This window comes from Mesorhizobium opportunistum WSM2075 (assembly GCF_000176035.2).
Classification (GTDB): domain Bacteria; phylum Pseudomonadota; class Alphaproteobacteria; order Rhizobiales; family Rhizobiaceae; genus Mesorhizobium; species Mesorhizobium opportunistum.
Map to the genome: position 1 here is coordinate 4334925 of NC_015675.1, position 19313 is coordinate 4354237.

At 63.4% G+C, this 19313-nt stretch carries 21 protein-coding genes and 1 tRNA gene; 15 read left to right on the forward strand and 7 right to left on the reverse strand.

Translation table 11 applies throughout. From position 1 onward, the window contains the following. Positions 1-64: 64 nt before the first annotated feature. Complete coding sequence (gene glpK, locus MESOP_RS20840) at positions 65-1558, forward strand: glycerol kinase GlpK (protein WP_013895319.1); 1494 nt, start codon at positions 65-67, stop codon at positions 1556-1558. 27 nt (positions 1559-1585) lie between these two features. Continuing rightward, complete coding sequence (locus MESOP_RS20845) at positions 1586-2062, forward strand: DUF6882 domain-containing protein (RefSeq protein ID WP_013895320.1); 477 nt, start codon at positions 1586-1588, stop codon at positions 2060-2062. A gap of 73 nt (positions 2063-2135) precedes the next feature. Here the strand turns inward: MESOP_RS20845 and MESOP_RS20850 are convergent, their stop codons facing one another. After that, positions 2136-2606, reverse strand: a complete 471-nt coding sequence (locus tag MESOP_RS20850; RefSeq protein WP_013895321.1) for a BA14K family protein — start codon at positions 2604-2606, stop codon at positions 2136-2138. A 232-nt stretch (positions 2607-2838) separates the two neighbouring features. On the opposite strand from MESOP_RS20850, the gene MESOP_RS20855 reads away from it, so the two are divergent. Then, positions 2839-2914 (forward strand) — tRNA-Lys (locus MESOP_RS20855). A gap of 95 nt (positions 2915-3009) precedes the next feature. On the opposite strand, the gene MESOP_RS35970 is transcribed toward MESOP_RS20855, so the two are convergent. Beyond that, positions 3010-3486, reverse strand: coding sequence for a hypothetical protein (locus MESOP_RS35970; RefSeq protein WP_013895322.1), 477 nt, complete (start codon positions 3484-3486; stop codon positions 3010-3012). Positions 3487-3683: 197 nt separating this feature from the next. Here MESOP_RS35970 and MESOP_RS20870 point away from each other — a divergent pair, with 197 nt between their 5' ends. The 5 genes from MESOP_RS20870 to MESOP_RS20890 all read left to right on the forward strand — a co-directional run bounded on the left by MESOP_RS20870 (position 3684) and on the right by MESOP_RS20890 (position 9848). Next, positions 3684-4757: a glycosyltransferase family 4 protein gene (locus MESOP_RS20870; protein ID WP_013895323.1), complete on the forward strand. Its 1074-nt coding sequence runs from the start codon at positions 3684-3686 to the stop codon at positions 4755-4757. Positions 4758-4804: 47 nt separating this feature from the next. Beyond that, positions 4805-6967, forward strand: coding sequence for an amylo-alpha-1,6-glucosidase (locus MESOP_RS20875; protein WP_041164877.1), 2163 nt, complete (start codon positions 4805-4807; stop codon positions 6965-6967). Between the two features lie 101 nt (positions 6968-7068). Then, on the forward strand, positions 7069-8835 hold the full coding sequence (locus tag MESOP_RS20880) for an alpha,alpha-trehalose-phosphate synthase (UDP-forming) (protein ID WP_013895325.1): 1767 nt from the start codon (positions 7069-7071) through the stop codon (positions 8833-8835). Further along, positions 8835-9617 carry a trehalose-phosphatase gene (gene otsB / locus MESOP_RS20885; protein ID WP_013895326.1) on the forward strand — a complete coding sequence of 261 codons (783 nt, stop codon included), beginning with the start codon at positions 8835-8837 and terminating at the stop codon, positions 9615-9617. Before MESOP_RS20880 ends, otsB begins: the two co-directional genes overlap by 1 nt. Before the next feature lie 18 nt (positions 9618-9635). Continuing rightward, positions 9636-9848 carry a hypothetical protein gene (locus tag MESOP_RS20890; RefSeq protein ID WP_013895327.1) on the forward strand — a complete coding sequence of 71 codons (213 nt, stop codon included), beginning with the start codon at positions 9636-9638 and terminating at the stop codon, positions 9846-9848. Positions 9849-9855: 7 nt separating this feature from the next. Here the strand turns inward: MESOP_RS20890 and dprA are convergent, their stop codons facing one another. The 4 genes from dprA to MESOP_RS20910 are packed head-to-tail and all read right to left on the reverse strand — an operon-like array spanning position 9856 to position 13912. Beyond that, the gene (gene dprA, locus MESOP_RS20895; protein ID WP_041164879.1) at positions 9856-10986 is read right to left on the reverse strand and encodes a DNA-processing protein DprA; all 1131 of its coding nucleotides are present in this window, start codon (positions 10984-10986) and stop codon (positions 9856-9858) included. A gap of 17 nt (positions 10987-11003) precedes the next feature. Then, positions 11004-11591, reverse strand: a complete 588-nt coding sequence (gene plsY, locus MESOP_RS20900) for a glycerol-3-phosphate 1-O-acyltransferase PlsY (RefSeq protein ID WP_013895329.1) — start codon at positions 11589-11591, stop codon at positions 11004-11006. 57 nt (positions 11592-11648) lie between these two features. Then, positions 11649-12935 carry a dihydroorotase gene (locus MESOP_RS20905; protein ID WP_013895330.1) on the reverse strand — a complete coding sequence of 429 codons (1287 nt, stop codon included), beginning with the start codon at positions 12933-12935 and terminating at the stop codon, positions 11649-11651. Further along, entirely contained in the window at positions 12932-13912 is a 981-nt protein-coding gene (locus MESOP_RS20910) for an aspartate carbamoyltransferase catalytic subunit (protein WP_013895331.1), read from the reverse strand. Before MESOP_RS20910 ends, MESOP_RS20905 begins: the two co-directional genes overlap by 4 nt. Before the next feature lie 196 nt (positions 13913-14108). Here MESOP_RS20910 and MESOP_RS20915 point away from each other — a divergent pair, with 196 nt between their 5' ends. From MESOP_RS20915 to MESOP_RS20925, 3 genes are all read left to right on the forward strand, one after another. Further along, complete coding sequence (locus MESOP_RS20915) at positions 14109-15737, forward strand: DNA alkylation response protein (protein WP_013895332.1); 1629 nt, start codon at positions 14109-14111, stop codon at positions 15735-15737. 136 nt (positions 15738-15873) lie between these two features. Continuing rightward, positions 15874-16428: a hypothetical protein gene (locus MESOP_RS20920; protein ID WP_013895333.1), complete on the forward strand. Its 555-nt coding sequence runs from the start codon at positions 15874-15876 to the stop codon at positions 16426-16428. Then, positions 16428-16769, forward strand: a complete 342-nt coding sequence (locus MESOP_RS20925) for a DUF6105 family protein (protein ID WP_013895334.1) — start codon at positions 16428-16430, stop codon at positions 16767-16769. The genes MESOP_RS20920 and MESOP_RS20925 overlap by 1 nt, the downstream gene beginning before the upstream one ends. Here the strand turns inward: MESOP_RS20925 and ruvX are convergent. Then, on the reverse strand, positions 16687-17193 hold the full coding sequence (gene ruvX / locus MESOP_RS20930) for a Holliday junction resolvase RuvX (RefSeq protein ID WP_013895335.1): 507 nt from the start codon (positions 17191-17193) through the stop codon (positions 16687-16689). The two genes, MESOP_RS20925 and ruvX, sit on opposite strands and share 83 nt — an antisense overlap. A 135-nt stretch (positions 17194-17328) precedes the next feature. On the opposite strand from ruvX, the gene MESOP_RS20935 reads away from it, so the two are divergent. The 4 genes from MESOP_RS20935 to gatC all read left to right on the forward strand — a co-directional run bounded on the left by MESOP_RS20935 (position 17329) and on the right by gatC (position 19309). Beyond that, positions 17329-18036: a metal-dependent hydrolase gene (locus MESOP_RS20935; RefSeq protein ID WP_013895336.1), complete on the forward strand. Its 708-nt coding sequence runs from the start codon at positions 17329-17331 to the stop codon at positions 18034-18036. 24 nt (positions 18037-18060) lie between these two features. Further along, complete coding sequence (locus MESOP_RS20940) at positions 18061-18477, forward strand: hypothetical protein (RefSeq protein ID WP_013895337.1); 417 nt, start codon at positions 18061-18063, stop codon at positions 18475-18477. A gap of 91 nt (positions 18478-18568) precedes the next feature. Further along, on the forward strand, positions 18569-18940 hold the full coding sequence (locus tag MESOP_RS20945; protein ID WP_174324780.1) for a hypothetical protein: 372 nt from the start codon (positions 18569-18571) through the stop codon (positions 18938-18940). A gap of 81 nt (positions 18941-19021) precedes the next feature. Beyond that, the gene (gene gatC, locus MESOP_RS20950) at positions 19022-19309 is read left to right on the forward strand and encodes an Asp-tRNA(Asn)/Glu-tRNA(Gln) amidotransferase subunit GatC (protein WP_013895338.1); all 288 of its coding nucleotides are present in this window, start codon (positions 19022-19024) and stop codon (positions 19307-19309) included. The last annotated feature ends 4 nt before the right edge of the window (positions 19310-19313 follow it).

Here is a 19313-nt window from a genome sequence, read left to right on the forward strand (position 1 = left end):
GTGAAATTAGGGGAGGCGGCGCGTTGCCGTCTCCCTTCTTTGTATCGAGGCGGAGGACGTTGGGATGAGTGGTTTTGTGCTGGCGATCGACCAGGGTACGACGTCGACCCGGGCGATCATGTTCGATGGCGACATGAAAGTCGTCGGCTCCGGGCAGAAGGAATTCACCCAGCACTATCCGGCCTCCGGCTGGGTCGAACACGATCCGGAGGAAATCTGGAGCAGTGTCGTGGCGACGGTGAAAGCCGCGCTGAAGAAGGCCGGTCGCGTCGCTTCGGATGTCGCGGCCATCGGCATCACCAACCAGCGCGAGACCGTCGTCATCTGGGACAGGGCGACGGGCAAGCCGATCCACAATGCGATCGTCTGGCAGGATCGCCGCACCGCACCGCTCTGCCACAAGCTCAAGAAGCAAGGGCAGGAGAAGAAATTCACCCGCAAGACCGGCCTGCTGCTCGATCCTTATTTTTCGGGCACCAAGATCGCCTGGATGCTCGACAAGGTGAAAGGGGCGAGGCGACGCGCGGAGAAGGGCGAGTTGCTGGCCGGCACCATCGATAGTTTCCTGATCTGGCGGCTGACCGGCGGCAAGGTCCACGCCACCGATGCCACCAATGCCTCGCGCACGCTGGTCTACAACATCGCCGAGAATGTCTGGGACGAGGAACTGCTTTCGATCCTGCGCATCCCCGCCGCGATGCTGCCTGAGGTGAAGGATTGCGCCGACGATTACGGCGCCACCGAGAAGGGTCTGTTCGGCGCCGAGATAAAGATCTTCGGCGTTGCCGGCGACCAGCATGCCGCGACCATCGGCCAGGCCTGCTTCGAGCCGGGCATGATGAAGTCGACCTATGGCACCGGCTGCTTCGCGCTGCTCAACACCGGCAGCGACCTGGTCCGTTCGAAGAACCGGCTGTTGACCACCATAGCCTACCGGCTGAACGGCAGGACGACCTATGCGCTGGAAGGCTCAATCTTCATTGCCGGTGCGGCCGTGCAATGGCTGCGTGACGGCATCAAGGTGATCGGCAAGGCCGAGCAGAGCGGCAAATTGGCTGATGAGGCTGATCCCTCGCAAAACGTCTATCTGGTGCCGGCCTTCGTCGGGCTCGGCGCGCCGCACTGGGACGCCGAAGCGCGCGGCGCCATCTTCGGGCTGACCCGCAATTCCGGTCCGGCGGAGTTTGCGCGCGCCGCACTTGAATCGGTCGCCTATCAGACGCGCGACCTGCTCGACGCCATGCGCAAGGACTGGAAGGGCGGCGCGGCCAAGACGGTGCTCAGGGTCGATGGCGGCATGGTTGCATCGGACTGGACCATGCAGCGCCTGGCCGACATCCTCGACGCACCCGTCGACCGCCCGACCATTCTGGAGACCACGGCGCTGGGGGCGGCCTGGCTCGCCGGGTCGAAGGCGGGCGTGTGGCCGGATGCCAAGAAGTTTGCGAAAAGCTGGGCGCTCGAGCGGCGCTTCCAGCCGGATATGGATAGCTCCATACGCTCGGCCAAACTCGCAGGCTGGCGCGATGCTGTGCGCAGGACCCTGAGCGTGCCATAACCGATTGTCTAATGGGGGCGAGGGGAAATGAAGCCAGATTGGTATCCTGATTGGCGCGACGAGGCTATCGAACAACTGAATGCCAAGAATGCCCGTTTGGAGAAAGACTTCCAGCTCGGCCACTGGTCTCGCTACGATTATGACATGACGACAGGAAGGCTTCTGTTCTCCAAGGAGGGGGCGGTCAAGGTGATCGCCGAGATCCAGATTGCCGGCTCCACGAGCGCCAAGGCAGATAACTGGCTGTGGGCCTGGGCAAATTCGAATTTGCCCGACGATGTTCTCAGCGACGCAAAGCTGGTTCGATCCTTCGGCGAGAAAAACAGCATTGACGAGCTGACTCAGTCTTACGTGAGAGATGCGGATAATGACCTGGAAGTGCTCGGCTGGGAATTGACGGCGGCGGCGGTTCGAATTTGCGATGCCCTTGGAGCGTACCGCTCGCCGCGTGGTGAAGGCGGTGCGCTTTTTCTTATTCTGAAGAGCGTCAAATGGGCAGGCTGACAACGCTCCGATAGAGAAGACCCGCGCCAGTTCTGGCACGGGCCTGCTCGTCAGCTACTTAATCACCCGCAAATCAATAGGGCGAACGGCACTGCCGACGCGGACCGTAGTTCGGCTGGAACGTGTTGTCCGAAGCGCGGTAGCTGCGATAGCGGTCGTAGCACCACTGCACATGGGCATTGCCTTCATAGACGCGGTTGTTCTCGCTGTTGACGATCGCGCCGGTGATCAGCGCGCCGGTGGCGAAGGCCGCGAGCGGGAACCAGTAGTCGCCGTGACGGCGATAGCCGCGACGGTATTCGCGATAGCCGCGATGGCCATTCCAATACATGCCGCCATTGCGGGCGAAACTGCGGTTGCGCGAGAAATTGCGGTCAAAGGAGCGGTTTCTCCTCCACTCGCGGTACTGCACTGTCTGCACATCAGGCGTTACGGTCTGGGATAGGGGTACATAGGCAGTTGCAGCGTTGACCGGCACCACTTCCGCCGCAACAAATGTGGCCGAAAGGGTAGCTGCAATCACGCCGGATAGGATTCTGTTCATCGGTCTTCTCCTCGAAGGATTGGCGGACGTCCCTGTAGGCCGAAAACGGTCGGCGCAGGGGATTTGTTCCCCCGCATCGGCTGTCGCCGACGGGCAGAGGCCAGGAGCGACCTTAGGGTGCCGCAATTGCCAGCGCTGGACAGGTTCACGGGCCCGCTTTTTCCGGTTGACCGGCCGAAGCACTCTCCCTATGTTCCGCGCAATTTCGAGGGCGGCCTTTTCGAGCCCGCGGGAGCGCGTAGCTCAGCCGGTAGAGCAACTGACTTTTAATCAGTAGGTCATGGGTTCGAATCCCATCGCGCTCACCATTGCCTCAAGGTACATCCGGAATCATCGGACACGCTACCTCAGCGTAAATGAATGCTTCCTGCCGAAGCGGCCCAAGTACCCTATCAGTTGCCGCTCAGTTATCCCGCGAGAAATGCACGCCGAGAACCGTGGCTTTCTTTGCCAGCAGGCCCTCCAGGTCGGCGTCCGATCGCTTGGTGCCGGTGCGCTCGCGCAATAGCGCGATCGCTGCCTTCATCGACAGCGAGGCATCCTCTCGGTGACTGCCCAGAATGGCATCCGCCGCGCCGGCGACATCCGTGGTCTCTGCTGGTGCGCGCATGGTCTGATCCTTTCGGTCCAGGTCGGCTTCGGTGCCGCCGACAGATTCCCTGGCGCCGCGGTCGAAAACCACCGCCAATCCGTTCTTGACAGCAAGGGCCGCGACCATGTCGTCGAGTTCGTGCGCCGAAATCCCGGGTTTCAGCACACGATGGACCGCCCTGGAGGCCTGGTCCGTCGAGACGTAGCCGAAGTGCCGCTTCCTCGCCTCGACATATTGCTCAATGATCATTGCCACGCGCCGGGCGGCAATATCGTCGGATCGCTGCAACGCAACCTCCTTGTGCTGTCGTGACCGCGACATGCAGGAAACAAGGGTACCGAATGTGAATTAGCGCGGGCAGGGCGAAGATCAATCGTCGCCTTTGGCGCCCCTTCTTTGATTGGGGAACGATCCCGCGATTGGGGAACGATCCCGCGGCTCAAGCATTTTCGCTATGTCGATCCGATTTGAGGGAACTAAGGGTCATGAAGATTGCCCACGTCGCGCCGCTTTTTGAATCCGTGCCGCCGAGACTCTATGGCGGGACCGAGCGCATCATCTCCTACCTTACCGAAGCGCTCGTCGAGCTTGGCCACGACGTGACATTGTTCGCCAGCGGCGATGCGAAGACCTCCGCCGGGCTGGTGCCATGCCGCGAAAGGGCGCTTCGTCTCGACCCCCGCCCGTTGAAATCGGAGATCGCGGCGCATCTGTCGATGCTCGACGAGGTGAGGAAACGGGCCGACGATTTTGACGTCATCCATTTCCATCTCAGCCACTTCCTGCATTTCCCGTTTTTTCGCGATATGCCGCAACGCACGGTGACGACGCCGCATGGCAGGCTGGATTACGCGGACCTCGCACAAGCCTATGACCGGTTCCCCCGGTTTCCAATGATTTCGATATCCCGCAGCCAGCGGGCGCGGTTCGCATCGGCGAACTGGCTGGCGACGATCCACCATGGACTGCCGCTCAAGCTCTATGAACCTGACTTCGAGGCGGGTTCGGATGGCGTCTATCTTGCCTTCCTCGGCAGGATGTCGCGCGACAAACGGCCGGACCGGGCGATCGAGATTGCCCGCCGCACCGGCCTGAAACTCAAGCTCGCGGCCAAGATCGGTGATGGCGATCGCGCCTATTTCGAGGAAGTCGTCCAGCCGATGATCGATGGCGACCGGGTCGAATATGTCGGCGAGATCAGCGAGGACCAGAAGAGCCGGTTTCTCGGCAACGCCGCCGCCTTGCTGTTCCCCATTGACTGGCCGGAGCCGTTCGGCCTTGCCGTGGTCGAGGCCATGGCTTGCGGAACACCGGTCATGGCGTGGAGCTGCGGCGCCATGCCCGAGATCGTCGATCACGGCGTGACCGGTTTCGTCGTCGAGACCATCGAAGATGCCGTCGCCACGATGCCGGCTCTCCTGCAACTCGACAGGCGACGAATAAGGGGGGTCTTCGAAAAGCGGTTTTCAGCCGACAGGATGGCAGGCGACTATGTCGCGGCGTACTCCCGGCTGACTGGCAGCCACGAGGGCAGCCATGAGGAAATCAGGGCCTCATAGAGCGCTTCACCCGCTCGAAAAACCAGCACGGGACAATCTTCTTGACCATCACCCAACTCGACGAGCGCAAGCTTGATCCGGCAATAGCGCTGGCATCCCTGGACGAGACCGCGCCAAGGGAACCGCACCGGCTTTTCGCCCTCAAGCATGGCGACTCCTTCGCCGTCGCCGATGCCTATGGCGACATACGCGGTGTCGGCGACGGCTTTTTCCGCGACGACACGCGTGTGCTTTCTGAATTCCGGCTGACCGTCGGCGGGCGGTCGACGTCCTTGCTCGGCGCATCGCTCAGCCAGGACAACGTGCTGTTCACCACCAATCTGACCAACCTGCCGATCGAGAGCATCGGCGGCCGCCCCATTCCGCAAGGCGCGATCCACATCGAGCGCGTCAGGCTGATTTGGCAGGACCGGCTTTACGAACGCCTGACGCTTTCCAACTACAGCCAGGAACATTCGAGCCTCCGGCTTTCGCTGCGCTTTGCCGCGGATTTCCGGGACATGTTCGAAGTGCGCGGCTCGACGCGGCCCAAACGCGGCACCGCGCGCACAGCCGAAATCGGCAAGAACACGGTGATGCTTCGCTACGAGGGCCTGGACAAGGTGGAGCGCACGTCGGCGATCTCGTTTTCGCAAGTTCCGGACGAATTGACCTCGGAGCAGGCGGATTTCTTCATCGCCGTCACCAAGCGCAGCCGCAAGACGCTCTATGTCGAGGTCGGCACCGAGATCGCGGATGCTCCGGAACGCGAACGATTTCGTGCGGCCGCCGCTCGCGCGCGATTCGGCATGCGGGCCAAGCGCCGCCACGGTGCAACGCTGCACAGCTCGGGCCGGGTGTTCAACGACTGGATCGAGCGGGCACGCGCCGACGTGGCGCTGCTGACCACGGAACTGGCGACAGGTCCCTATCCCTACGCCGGCATCCCGTGGTTCTCGACGGCCTTCGGCAGGGACGGGGTGATCTCGGCCCTGCAAATGCTCTGGCTCAATCCCGGCCTGGCGCGGGGCGTGCTCGCTTTTCTGGCGCAGCATCAGGCGACCGAAACCTCGCCCTTCAGCGACTCCCAGCCCGGTAAGATCATGCATGAGACACGCAAGGGCGAGATGACGGCGCTCAGCGAACTGCCGTTCGGCCGTTACTATGGGGGTGTCGACACGACCCCGCTCTATGTCCATCTCGCCTGCGCCTATGCCGACCGCACCGGCGACACGAAGTTCATCGACGGCCTGTGGCCATCGCTGTGTGCCGCCGCCGAATGGATCGAGGCGGCGAGCCAGCCGACGGGATTCCTGACCTACCAGCGCGCCGCGGAATCGGGCCTAGCCAACCAGGGATGGAAGGACAGTTTTGATTCGGTTTTTCATGCCGACGGCCGCATTCCGAAAGGCCCGATCGCACTGGTCGAGGTGCAAGGCTATGTCTTTGCAGCGTTCCAGGGATTGGCGAAACTGGCTCGGCTGCGCGACGAAACCGAAAAGGCGGAAGCCTGGGAGAAGCGCGCCGAGGAAATCCGCCAACGGGTCGAAAACCAGTTCTGGATCGAAGAACTCGGTTACTACGCGCTCGCCCTGGACGGCGACGGTGAACCCTGCAAGGTGCGCACCTCCAATGCCGGCCATCTGCTTTATGTCGGCCTTCCCGACCCGGATCGCGCGCGCATCGTCGCCGACCAGTTGCTGTCGGCCTCATTCTCCTCCGGCTGGGGGCTGCGGACGCTGGCGGACGACGCCATCTTCTTCAATCCGATGTCCTACCACAACGGTTCCATCTGGCCGCACGACACCGCGATCTGCGCTGCCGGACTGGCGCGGTACGGCATCAGGGACAATGTGGTGCGGCTGATGAGCGGAACGTTCGAATCCGCTGTTCATTTCAACATGCGCCTGCCCGAACTGTTCTGCGGCTTCACCCGCGCACCGGGCGAGGCGCCCATCGCCTATCCGGTTGCCTGCTTGCCGCAGGCCTGGTCGGCCGGCTCCGCCTTCATGCTCATGCAGGCGTGCCTGGGTCTTCAGATCGACGGCTGGACCGGCGAAATTCAGGTGACGAGACCGCGCCTGCCGATCGGCATCGACAATCTGGTGGTCCGCCATCTGGCGGTGGCGGGCGCCTCTGTCGACCTCACATTTCAACGGGTCGGCGACCGGGTCGGCGCCTTTCTGGCCGATCGCCATGAGGGGCTGGTGCCGCTCGTGGTCAGGAGCTGAAAAATCGGAACCATCGCGCTCGGTGAGCGTTTGACCATCACGCGGGGTTGCCGGGACAACGGGCCCGCTGCACTATCTCATTGAAAGGTAAGTCGATTTCAATGCCTGACAGCAGTTCGTACCTGGTCATTCCTTCGTCCGTATTGTGGCTCCTTGGGTTTGCAGTTGTCAGTATCTCGATCCTCATCATCGCGACGATGGTTCTGCGGGCACGCCGGAGTGGCATCCACACCGGGGAAACCGAGCCCGCTGGCAGCCTGTTACCGGAATTCGAGAAGAACGGGCAGTCCGCGACCGCTTCGCTCGTCCAATGGTCGCCGGAAACGCTACGCCACATTTTGGCAAAGGAACTTCCGGACGCCCAGGTGATCGTGGTTTCAAATCGTGAGCCGTATATCCACAACCGCAAGGGCGACGACGTCCAGTTGGTCGTGCCCGCCAGCGGCCTCGTCTCCGCCCTGGAACCGATCACCCGCGCCTGCGCGGGCACGTGGATCGCCTATGGAGGCGGTTCGGCCGATGCGCTGGTGGTCGACGAAAATGACCGGGTGGAGGTGCCGCCCGAAAATCCTTCCTACACGTTGCGGCGTGTCTGGCTGAGCGAAGAAGAACAGCAGGGTTATTATCTCGGCTTTGCCAATGAAGGCCTCTGGCCGTTGTGCCATATTGCCTTCACCCGGCCGATATTCCGCACCTCCGATTGGGAGACCTACGAGGCGGTCAACCGTAAATTCGCCGACACCGTTGTGGCGGAAGCCCGCAACGAGCAACCGATCGTGCTGGTCCAGGACTACCATTTCGCGTTGCTGCCGCGGATGATCCGGGAGCGCCTTCCGGAAGCCACCATCATCACCTTCTGGCACATCCCATGGCCGAATTCGGAGGTGTTCAGCATCTGCCCGTGGCGCGAGAAGATTCTCGAGGGCCTGCTCGGCAGCTCGATTGTCGGCTTTCATACCCAGTTTCATTGCAACAACTTCATCGAGAGCGTCGACCGTTTCCTGGAAAGCAGGATCGAGCGCGAGGATTCGGCCATCTCCTATGGCGGCGAGATCAGCCTCGTTCATGCGTATCCGATTTCAATCGAATGGCCGCCGGCGCAACTGGGCAAACTGCCTGACGTGGTGCAATGCCGCCGGCGCATCCGCGAGAAATTCGGCCTGGCCGACAATGTCAGGCTGTGCGTGGGCGTTGAACGGCTCGACTACACCAAGGGCATCCTCGATCGCTTCGACGCACTCGATGAGCTCCTGAAGCTTCGTCCGGAATGGATTGGAAAGGTGGCGTTGCTGCAGATCGCTGCGCCCAGCCGCGGCACCTTGCCCGCCTATCAGCAATTGTACGATGAGTGCCTGCGCCATGCCGAGGATCTCAACCAGCGTTATGGCCGCGAAGGCTACAAACCTATCCTTATGGTGACGGAACATCACTCGCAGGAGCAGGTCTACGAGATCTACCGCGCCGCCGATGTCTGCATGGTCACAAGCCTGCATGACGGCATGAACCTGGTCGCCAAGGAGTTTGTCGCGGCGCGCGACGACGAACAGGGCGTCCTGCTGCTCAGCATGTTCGCCGGCGCTTCCAAGGAGCTGCTCGAGGCGCTGATCGTCAACCCCTATGACGCGGCGACGATGGGCGACGCCTTGCTGCAGGCCCTGACCATGTCGCAGGAGGAGCAGCGCCAACGCATGCAGCGCATGCGCGAGATCGTTCGCGACAACAATGTCTATCGATGGGCGGGCAGTATGCTGCTCGATGCAGCGCGCCTGCGCAAGCGCGTTGCGGTCGATCGTGCCGTCGGCGCGGCTCCCGCGGCGCCTGGCAACGTGATATCGTTGCTCGACCGCAAACGGGTGGCGGCGCTGTGATGCCGGTATCGCCAAACCTGCCGGCACCGGCTCTTCCGCAAGGGCCATGGGCCCTGTTCCTGGATATCGACGGCACGCTTCTCGAACATGCCGCGCATCCCGACGCGGTGGTCGTCGGCGATGAGCTACGCGCGCTGCTGGCAAGCCTCGAAGCCCGATTGGATGGAGCGTTGGCGTTTATCACGGGTCGATCGATCGCCGCCGTCGACAATCTCTTCCAGCCGCTCAGACTGCGCGCCGCCGGTCTCTATGGCCTCGAACACAGGCTGGCGCGTGACGGCCCGGTCGAGGCCGCCGGCGAGCCGGCCGACATTGCCGCACTTGCCCAGGAAATCGAGGCCGAACTGGCCAACGCCAATGTCTATATCGAGCGCAAGGGGCCGATCCTGGCCATTCACACGCGCGCGGCGCCGCATTTGCTGCAGCGCGCGACACAGCTGGTCGAACAGGCGCTGGGCAGGCTGCCAGCGGGATATAGGGTGCTTGCCGGCAATGCCGGGGTCGAACTGATGCCGCTGGAGGCGGCGAAGGGAGCGGCTATAAGGCGCTTCATGGAAGAGCCGGCTTTCAGCGGACGGCGCCCCGTATTCCTTGGCGACGACACTTCAGATGAAAACGGCTTCGAAGTCGTCAATGAAATGGACGGCGTCTCGGTGCGCATCAAACCACGCGGACCGACCGCCGCGCGCCATGCGCTAGCCGGTGTCGAGGAGGCGCTGGTCTGGCTCGATGCCGCGAACCACAGCAATGCGGAGAAATCGGCCGGTCTGGTCGCGACATGAAAATCGGAGGAGCCGGCAATGACCCAATTCACCAGCCTCATCCGCGAGATCATGCCCAGCTGGCTACGCCGGCGCTCGCGCCGGAACGTGCAAGAGAGAGAGCCAGGCTTCGATCCGTCGCGCCCGGAGGATGCCGACATGGTCTGGCGCGGCATCGTCGAAAAGGATCTCTTTGGAGCCAACACGCCGGACTATGCGGAAACCCTGGAGAAAGAAACCAATCGCCACTGACGGTTGGTTAGTTCTCGAAGAGCAGTGAAACGTTGCCGCCGGCATGGCGTTCGAGCCGGCCGGCGAGATCGAGTTCCAGCAGCACCATGAAAACCTGGGCCGGATGCAGGCCGGTATGGCGGATGATCTCGTCGACCGGCACCGGAGTCGGTCCCAGTGCCTGGATCACCTTGGCACGGTCGCTCTCGCCGGGTGGCGGTGTGGCCGAAAAGTCGGGCGGGTCTTCGAACGGCGGCATCTCGGGCGCCCGCATGCCGGTCAGCGGCGCGATCGCCCTGGAAATGTCCGACGCCTCGGTGACCAGCGTGGCGCCGTCCTTGAGCAGGCCGTTGGTGCCGGCCGCGCGAGGGTCAAGTGGCGACCCGGGCACCGCGAAAACCAGCCGCCCCATCTCGCCGGCAAGCCTGGCGCTGATCAAGGAACCCGAGCGCTGCGCCGCCTCGATCACCGCCAGCCCGAGAGCAGCACCCGCGACAAGGCGGTTGCGGCGCGGGAAATCCTGGGCGCGCGGCTGCCAGCCGAACGGCATTTCCGAGATGACGGCTCCACGCTCGGCGATTTCGTCGCACAGGCCGGCATTTTCAGGCGGGTAGGGCAGGTCGAGGCCTCCCGCCAGGACACCGATCGTGCCGGTCGCAAGACTGCCTTGGTGCGCCGCGGTGTCGATGCCGCGCGCCAGGCCGGAGACGATCGCATAGCCGTCGCGGCCAAGATCGGCAGCCAGCATGCGTGCCATCTTGATGCCGGCGAGCGATGCGTTGCGGGCGCCGACGATGGCGATCCCCGGCAGCCGGAACACGCTGGCATTGCCCTTGACCGCCAGCAGCGGCGGCGGGTGGTCCATGCCGCGCAGCAGCGGCGGATAGTCTGCTTCGCCAATGCCGACGAAGCGGGCACCGGCCCGCCGGGCTGCCTCCATCTCGGCTTCTCCTTCGGCAATCGAAGGAATGCGGGCGATCCGATTGGCGCCGCCCGAAATCATCAGTTCCGGCAGCACTTCCAGCGCGACCTCGGCCGAACCGAAGCGGTTGATCAGGTCGCGGAAGGAGGCAGGGCCAACGTTCTGGGTGCGAATCAGCCGCAGCCAGCTCAGCCGCTGCCGGTCGCTGAGGCGCGGCCCGGCGGCCGGCTCGCTCACCGCGGTGGCGTGCTCGCTCACCCCTTGGCTCCGATCTTGCCCTCGGTCCCGGCAAGCAGGCGCGAAATGTTCTCCCGGTGCTTGATGAAGACGATGATGCTCATCACCACGAACAGCAGGGCAACCTGCGGCGTGCTCAGGACATAAAGCGCGATCGGCACGACGACGGCCGCCGTCAATGCGGCAAGCGAGGAGAAGCGGAGCAGGAAAGCCATTACCAGCCAGACGACGGCGAAGATCAGCGCCACTTGCCAGGCAAGCCCGATCAGCACGCCGAGATAGGTGGCGACACCCTTGCCGCCCTTGAAACCCAGCCAGGCTGGGAAGAGATGGCCGAGAAAGGCGCCGAAACCAGCCCAGACCGCGGTTTCAGGCGCAAAGTGGGCTGCTATCAGCACGGCGGCCGTGCCTTTCAGCGCATCGAGCAGCAATGTCGCGGCGGCAAGTCCCTTGTTGCCTGTGCGCAGGACATTGGTGGCGCCGATATTGCCCGACCCGATCTTGCGTACGTCGCCGAGGCCGGCGGCGCGTGTCAGCAACAGGCCGAAGGGGATGGAGCCCAAGAGATAGCCGAACACCAACGCCAGGATTGGACCGTAAGTCATTGTTTCCCCCGCAAGTTCTCTGGGTCGGCCAGGCCGGCGCGATGCGCCGCGGCTGGCTCAGATCGAGAACACTGTGCGGCCCGCGACCAGCGTTTGCAAGACCTTGCCCTGCAGGCGCGCGCCTTCGAAACAGGTGTTTTTCGAGCGCGAACGAATGCCGCCCTCGCTGACGATCCACGGCTCGTCGAGGTCGACCAGCACGAGATCGGCCATTGCGCCCGGCTTCAGCGTGCCGCCGGATAACCCGAACAGCCTTGCCGGCGCGGTGGAGAGCGTCTCGATCAGCCGCAGCAATGGCACGTCGCCATTGTGGTAGAGCCGCAAGGCCGCGCCGAGCAATGTCTCCAGCCCGATGGCGCCGGCGGCTGCGTCGGCGAAGGGCAGGCGCTTGGTGTCGACATCCTGCGGATCGTGCGAGGAGACGATGATGTCGACCGTGCCGTCCCTGACCGCCTCGATCATCGCCAGCCGGTCTTCCTCGGCGCGCAACGGCGGCGTCAGGCGGAAAAAGGTGCGGTATTCGCCGACGTCGTTTTCATTGAGCGACAGATTGTGGATCGACACGCCCGACGTCACATCGGCGCCATCGGCCTTCGCCCGGGTCACGGCTGCCGCTGCCATCGCTGTCGAGATCTTCGCCGCGTGGTAGGAACCGCGCGTCAGGCGCGCCAGGGCAAGATCGCGCTCGAGCGGAATGGACTCGGCTTCCCGCGGTATGCCGGAAAGGCCAAGCCAGCTCGCGTAGAGGCCCTCGTTCATCACGCCGGCCGAAGCGAGGTCGGCATCCTGCGTCTCATGCACGATGGTGGCCCCGAAATCGCGCGCATAAGTCAGCGCGCGGCGCATCACCAGCGCGCTCGATATGGTGTGGCGGCCGTCGGTGAAAGCGACCGCGCCGGCCTCCCGCAACAGGCCGAATTCGGTCATCTCGCGGCCATCGAGGCCTTTGGTGATCGCCGCCGCGGGGAAGATGTTGACGACGGCCGTGTCCTTGGCGGTGCGCAGCACGAACTCGACCAGCGCCACATTGTCGATCACCGGGTCGGTGTCGGGCATCATGACGACGGAGGTGACGCCGCCGGCCGCCGCGGCGAGGCTTGCCGAAGCGATGGTTTCACGATGCTCGCCGCCCGGCTCTCCGATGAAGACGCGGCCGTCGATAAGGCCTGGAATGATCGTCTTGCCGGCGCAGTCGATTATTATGGCACCCTCGGGCGCGCCCTGGTTCAGCGCCGCCTTGCCTGCGGTCGCGATCTTGCGGCCATCGACGATCACGGAGCCGATCTCGTCGATGCCGCGCGAGGGGTCGACGATGCGGGCGCGTTCAAAGACGGTCGTGCTCATGCGCCTCGGCCCTCTTGACTACGCCCTTCTTGATTGCGGCGGGGGTCGAGCAGCGCTTCCATCACCGCCATGCGTACGGCGACGCCCATCTCCACCTGTTCCTGGATGACGCTTTGCGGACCATCGGCGATTTCCGAGGCGATCTCGACGCCACGATTCATCGGCCCGGGATGCATGACCAACGCATCGTCCTTGGCCGCCTTCAGCTTTTCGGCGTCGAGCCCGAAATAGCGGAAATATTCGCGCACCGAGGGCACGAAGGCGCCTTCCATCCGTTCGCGCTGCAGGCGCAGCATCATCACCACATCGGCGTCCTTCAAGCCTTCGGCCATGGAGCGGGTGACGATGACGCCCATCCTATCGATGCCGGAAGGCAGCAGCGTCGAAGGCGCGACGACCCGCACCTGCGCGCCGAGCGCGTTGAGCAGCATGATGTTGGAGCGCGCCACGCGCGAATGCAGGATGTCGCCGCAGATCGCCACGATCAGCTTCGACAGCGGACCCTTGGCGCGGCGGATGGTCAGCGCGTCGAGCAGCGCCTGTGTCGGATGCTCATGCGCACCGTCGCCGGCGTTGACCACCGAGCAGCCGACCTTCTGCGCCAGTAGGGCGGCCGCACCCGCCGACTGGTGGCGGATGATCAATATGTCGGGCCGCATGGCGTTCAGCGTCATGGCCGTGTCGATGAGCGTCTCGCCCTTCTTCACCGAGGAGCTTGCCACCGACATGTTCATGACATCGGCACCCAACCGTTTTCCGGCCAGCTCGAACGACGACTGCGTCCGGGTCGAGGCCTCGTAGAAGAGGTTGATCTGGGTGCGGCCGCGCAGCGTCGAGGTCTTTTTCTCGGATTGCCTGGAGATCGCGACCGCGCGATCCGCCCGGTCGAGCAAAAGCTCGATGTCGGCGGGCGAAAGGTCGCTGATGCCCAGAAGATGGCGGTGAGGGTAGAGTGGCAGGGACGAAGCGTCGGTCATCTCAAGGGGCTGCTATAGGGTGCGGATTTTGCGCCGGCAAGCGTCAGCTTTCGATTGAAGCCTTTCTCCCCGGTATTTTCGTCGCGCGGGTTGCACGGCTTGGCTATATCTAGCCGATGGCCTCGGATTCGTGGCTTTTCGACGATAAGGGCCTTTCTGCCGAAAGAAGGATTGGCTACCGAAAAAAGGATTGGGCGTGACCGACGACGTAACGAACCAGCCGCCGCCGCTTGCGGGCGGCAACGCCTGGCGAGGCGATCCGTTGCTGATCCAGCTCGCCGAGCGCTTTTCCGATCCGGTCCGCAAGGATTTGGACGGGCTCGGCCGTTTCGTCCTGACGCAGGAGGCGCAGGAACTGGCACGCCTCGCCAATGTCGAGACGCCGAAGCTCAGGACGCATGACCGCCAGGGACGGCGCATCGATCTTGTCGAGTTCCATCCGGCCTACCATGCCCTCATGCGCCGCTCGGTGGCAAACGGGCTGCACTCCTCGGTCTGGGAAAATGGCGATGCCGAGATCGGCCGCCGCCATCAGGTGCGTGCCGCCCGTTTCTACCTGACCGCCGAGCTCGAGACCGGGCATCTTTGCCCCATCACCATGACCAGCGCCTCGCTTGCCGCCCTGATGGCCAGTCCAAAGCTGTTCCGCGAATGGGCGCCGCGCGTGACGACGCGCAAATACGACCAGAGCCAGAAGCCGCCGGTCGACAAGACCGGACTGACGCTCGGCATGGGCATGACCGAGAAACAGGGCGGCACCGATGTGCGCGCCAATGTGACCAGGGCCGAGCGGGCCGGCAGCGGTTTTTATCGCCTGACCGGCCACAAATGGTTCATGTCGGCGCCGATGTCGGACGCCTTCCTGGTGCTCGCGCAGGCGCCGGAAGGCCTGTCCTGCTTCCTGGTGCCGCGCGTCCTCGGCGACGGATCTGGCAATGGCTTCCGCTTCCAGCGGCTGAAGGACAAGCTCGGCAACCGCTCCAACGCGTCCTCCGAGGTGGAATTCGTCAACGCCATCGGCGAGATGGTCGGCGAGCCCGGCGCCGGCGTGAAGACGATCATGGACATGGTCACCTTGACGCGGCTCGACTGCGCGGTGGCATCGTCGGCGATCATGCGGGCAGGGCTGGCCGAAGCAGTCCATCATGCCCGTCATCGCCAGGTGTTCGGCTCACCGTTGATCGAGCAGCCGCTGATGCAGCGTGTGCTGGCCGACATGGCGCTCGATGTCGCCGCCGCTACCGCGCTGTCGTTTCGGCTGGCGCGCTCCTTCGACGAGGCGGCGAGCGATCGCGGCGAGGCGGCGTTTGCCCGCGCCATGACGCCGGTCGTCAAATACTGGGTCTGCAAGATCGCGCCGCCGCTGCTTTACGAGGCAATGGAGTGCCTTGGCGGCAATGGTTATGTCGAGGAGGCGCCGCTCGCCCGCTATTACCGCGAGGCGCCGGTCAACGCGATCTGGGAAGGGTCGGGCAATGTCATGGCGCTCGACGTTCTGCGCGTGCTCGGCCGCGCGCCTGGCCTGTTCGAGGAAGTGTTGGCCGGCATCGACCGCGACCTCGGCGCAGGCGGGCGCGGCACGATCGGCGTGCTGAAGGCGGCGATGCAGGTCGCATCGACCGACGAGGGATCGGCCCGGCTGCTCACGGAACAACTGGCGCTGTCGGCCGCGGCGGCGGAACTACGCCGGCTGGGGGCAGGGCGGATTGCCGATGCCTTCGTCGAGACGCGCCTGGCCGGCCAGTGGCGCAACACCTATGGCATGCTCGATGCGCGCCACGACGCGCGCATGATCATCGACACGCTCTATCCGCCGGTGAATTGAACCCGTAGGCGGCGCATCGCCGGGTCCGGGAGTGCTGATCGCGCGCCTGTGGACCGCCGTTAACCTTAACAAATGGTTTCCGTTGCGGCGACGGACGCCAAAGCCCACTGTCGTTCCTGTCGAAGCAGGAATCATGATGCGACACGTATTGACCTCGTTTTTGTCCGTGCATTGGGCGATCGTTTTCGCCCTGCTCGCGCTGATCTGCATGGATGGGGACCGCGGCGTGGCGGCGGCTCTTGGCGTGCTCGGCGTGACGATCGAAAGTGCGCGCTTCGTCGACCTGAAGAACATCGTCGTGGTCGCGCCGCTGGCAACCGCATTGCTGGTCGTGTCGGTGCTGTTTTTCTGGGCCTTCGTCGATACGCTCATCAACGACGGGATCAGCCCGGGTGCAGACAGTGTGGTGCGCATCGCCTTCATCTCCGCGTCCGGTGTCCTGTCGATCATCCTTGTCGGCGGTGCGGCGCAAGGCATCAACGGTCTGTTCATGGTGGTCGCCGTGCAACTGGCGGCACTTCTGGCCTCCTATGTCGCAATGCTCGCCGAGCGGCGCTCGGCGGCCGTGTCGGACGACGCCGACTTCCGCGCCACGGCGCACAGCATGGCCAAGGCAGCGGCCCACAACTCGCTGCTCTCCCTGATATCGGGCCGCAACCAGACCGGGCCCAAAGGGAAGGGTGGCCGCTGATGCGCTACATCTTCGCATTGTGGGCGGGTCCGATGGCGCTGTTCTGGGGCTGGTTCTACCTGTCGCTCAACGACATGAATTTCGGCTATGTCATGCTGACCCGGCAGCTGCACGATTTCGTGTTCCAGCTCTATGGCCAGATGCTCGGCATCGATCCGGCAATCATCCCCGGCATGGTGGCAAAGGCCTGCATCTTCGACGGGTTTCTGCTGATGGCGATATGGGCGTTTCGCCGCCGTCGCGAAATCCTGGATTGGGTCAAGCGGCGCTGGGCGGGTCCGGTTCCGTTCGATCGGATGCAGCGAGCGACTGAAGCCGGTCCAAAACTCCCTGCAGAATAAAGGCGGCCGCCGCCGAATCGATCTTGCCGGCGCGTTTGGCGCGCGAGAAATCCATCTCGATCAATGTCCTTTCGGCCGCGACCGTCGACAGCCTCTCATCCCAGAACACGAAGGGCAGGTCGCTGAGCTGTGCCATGTTGCGCACGAAGGCGCGCGATTTCTGGGCGCGGGGACCTTCCGACCCGTCCATGTTGATCGGCAGCCCGATCACCACCGCACCGGCGTTCTCCTTCTTCAGCAAGGCCAGAAGGACTGCGGCATCGAGTGAGAATTTCCTCCGGATGATGACCGGGCGCGGATGCGCGAAGGAGAACCCCCGGTCCGAAACCGCGACGCCGATCGTCTTGTCGCCGAGATCGAGCCCCGCCAGCGTCCTGCCATCGGCGAGCCGTGCCGGCAATTGCTCAATCGTGATGACAGCCAACGGTTTTCCTTTGTCTTTTTCAGCACCGCGTGTTCTTCCGGATGCCCGGCGGACACTATACCCTTTGATATCGAGTTGATCTCAGGGCCATCGGCCTTCTATCCTCTGGCACGGTAAAAATCGAGGAATGCATTCATGAAACTGACCTGGTACGGCCATTCGGCTTTCCGCATCGAAACCGGCGACGCCAAGATCCTCATCGACCCCTATCTGATTGGAAATCCGTCATGGACGGGGGGCTGGGAAGGGCCGGCGGAGGGGATCACGCATGTGCTGCTGACGCACGGGCACAGCGACCACATCAGCGGTGCGCTGGAAGTGCTCGGCAAAAGCGGCGCCCAGCTGGTCGCGAATTTCGAGATCTGCATGTATCTGGTCGGCAAAGGCATCAGCGACAAGAAGATCAATCCCGGCAATATCGGCGGCACGGTCGATTGCGGCGGCTTCACCACGACATTCGTCCAGGCGCTGCACTCCTCCTCGTTTGGCGAAGACGGTGGCAGGAACGTCTATCTCGGCAATCCGGGCGGGCTGGTTCTGCATTTCCCGGAAGACAGCACGCTCTACCACATGGGCGACACCGACATCTTTTCCGACATGGCGCTGATCAACGAGCTGCATGAGCCGAAGATCGGCATCGTGCCGATCGGCGACCGCTTCACCATGGGCGGTGCGGTCGCGGCACTTGCCTGCCGCCGCTTCTTCAAGTTCGACACGGTTGTTCCTTGCCACTTCGGGACCTTTCCGATGATCGATCCGACGCCCGAAAAATTCGAGGCCGGCCTGGAAGGGTCCGGCGTGAAGGTTGCGTTGCCGAAAATCGGCGAGACGATTGCGATCTAGAAACGGCCAAAGCGGAACAAATCCATGGCGTTGGGGCGATCTCTTTGCGTGTCGATGTTTGTCGCGGCATCGCCCGCGCTTGCCGCAGATGATTTCATTGAAGGGGTTTATCTCCGGTCGGAAGAACTTTGCGCCCAGGCAAAGAAAGACACGCTGCAGACACTGATCGACACCGGCAACATCGTGCTTTCGGCGCACGGCCTGCAAGGTGTTGAATACAATTGCGAGTTCCTGCAGGTCAGCAAGGCGACGCGCTCTCCAAGCTGGGCGGTGACGGCGATCTGCCAGGAACCGGGCTATGTCTTTCCTGATGTCCTGTCGGTGACGCAGACCAGCCCGACGCAGATCGACCTCGTGTCGGTTCGGCCCATCGACGACGAAAGCGAGGCGAGCGGCAACAGCGGCAGCTACTATCTATGCGAGGGCGTTGCGCTGCCATGACGATACAGGGCCGTGTAAGATCGCTTCTTGGCGGTAAGCGGCCTGTGTTCCGAAGACTGGAACTGCATGTCGCGCATGGCTGCAACCTGTCGTGCGAAAGTGGACCCGGCGCTACGAAGGTTTCGGCAATGCCATGACGCCTTTCGATGATGGCGATCCTCGTTCCAGCTGGGAAATCTGCCCTGCTCGCCACTGCAAGCAGTTGCATGACGGGCAGATCTGGAAATGCGCGCCACTGGCCTATCTGCCGATGCAGAAGGGAAAGTACCGGCTGTCCGAGAAGTGGGACCCGTATCTCGCCTACCAGCCGCTCGATCCCGGTTGCTCCAATGCCGAACTGCAGGCGTTCGCCGCACTGGAGGATGAGGCTGCTTGCGGCATGTGCCCGGCAAAGCAGCGCTTTTTCGAATTGCCCAATCCGTTGCGCCGCCCCAAGGATCGGGCCAGCGCTTCCGCAGCCTAGCATTGCTTCCGATACGATGCATGTTGCGTGCCGCGCGCGGCGCCGCTATAGCCCGGACTGGTTTTTCCCCGAGGCAAATACATGTCCGTTGATCTTCAGACAGTGAAGCGCGTCGCGCGTCTCGCCCGCATCGCGGTGAGCGAAGAGGATGCAGAACGCATGACCGGCGAGCTGAACGCCATCCTTGGCTTTGTCGAACAGCTCAACGAGGTCGATGTTTCCGGCGTCGAGCCGATGACCTCGGTGACGCCGATGGAGATGAAGAAGCGCGGCGATGTCGTCACCGACGGCAACAAGGCGGCCGACATCGTCGCCAACGCGCCGGCCACCGAAGAGAATTTCTTTCTCGTACCGAAGGTCGTGGAGTAGGGGC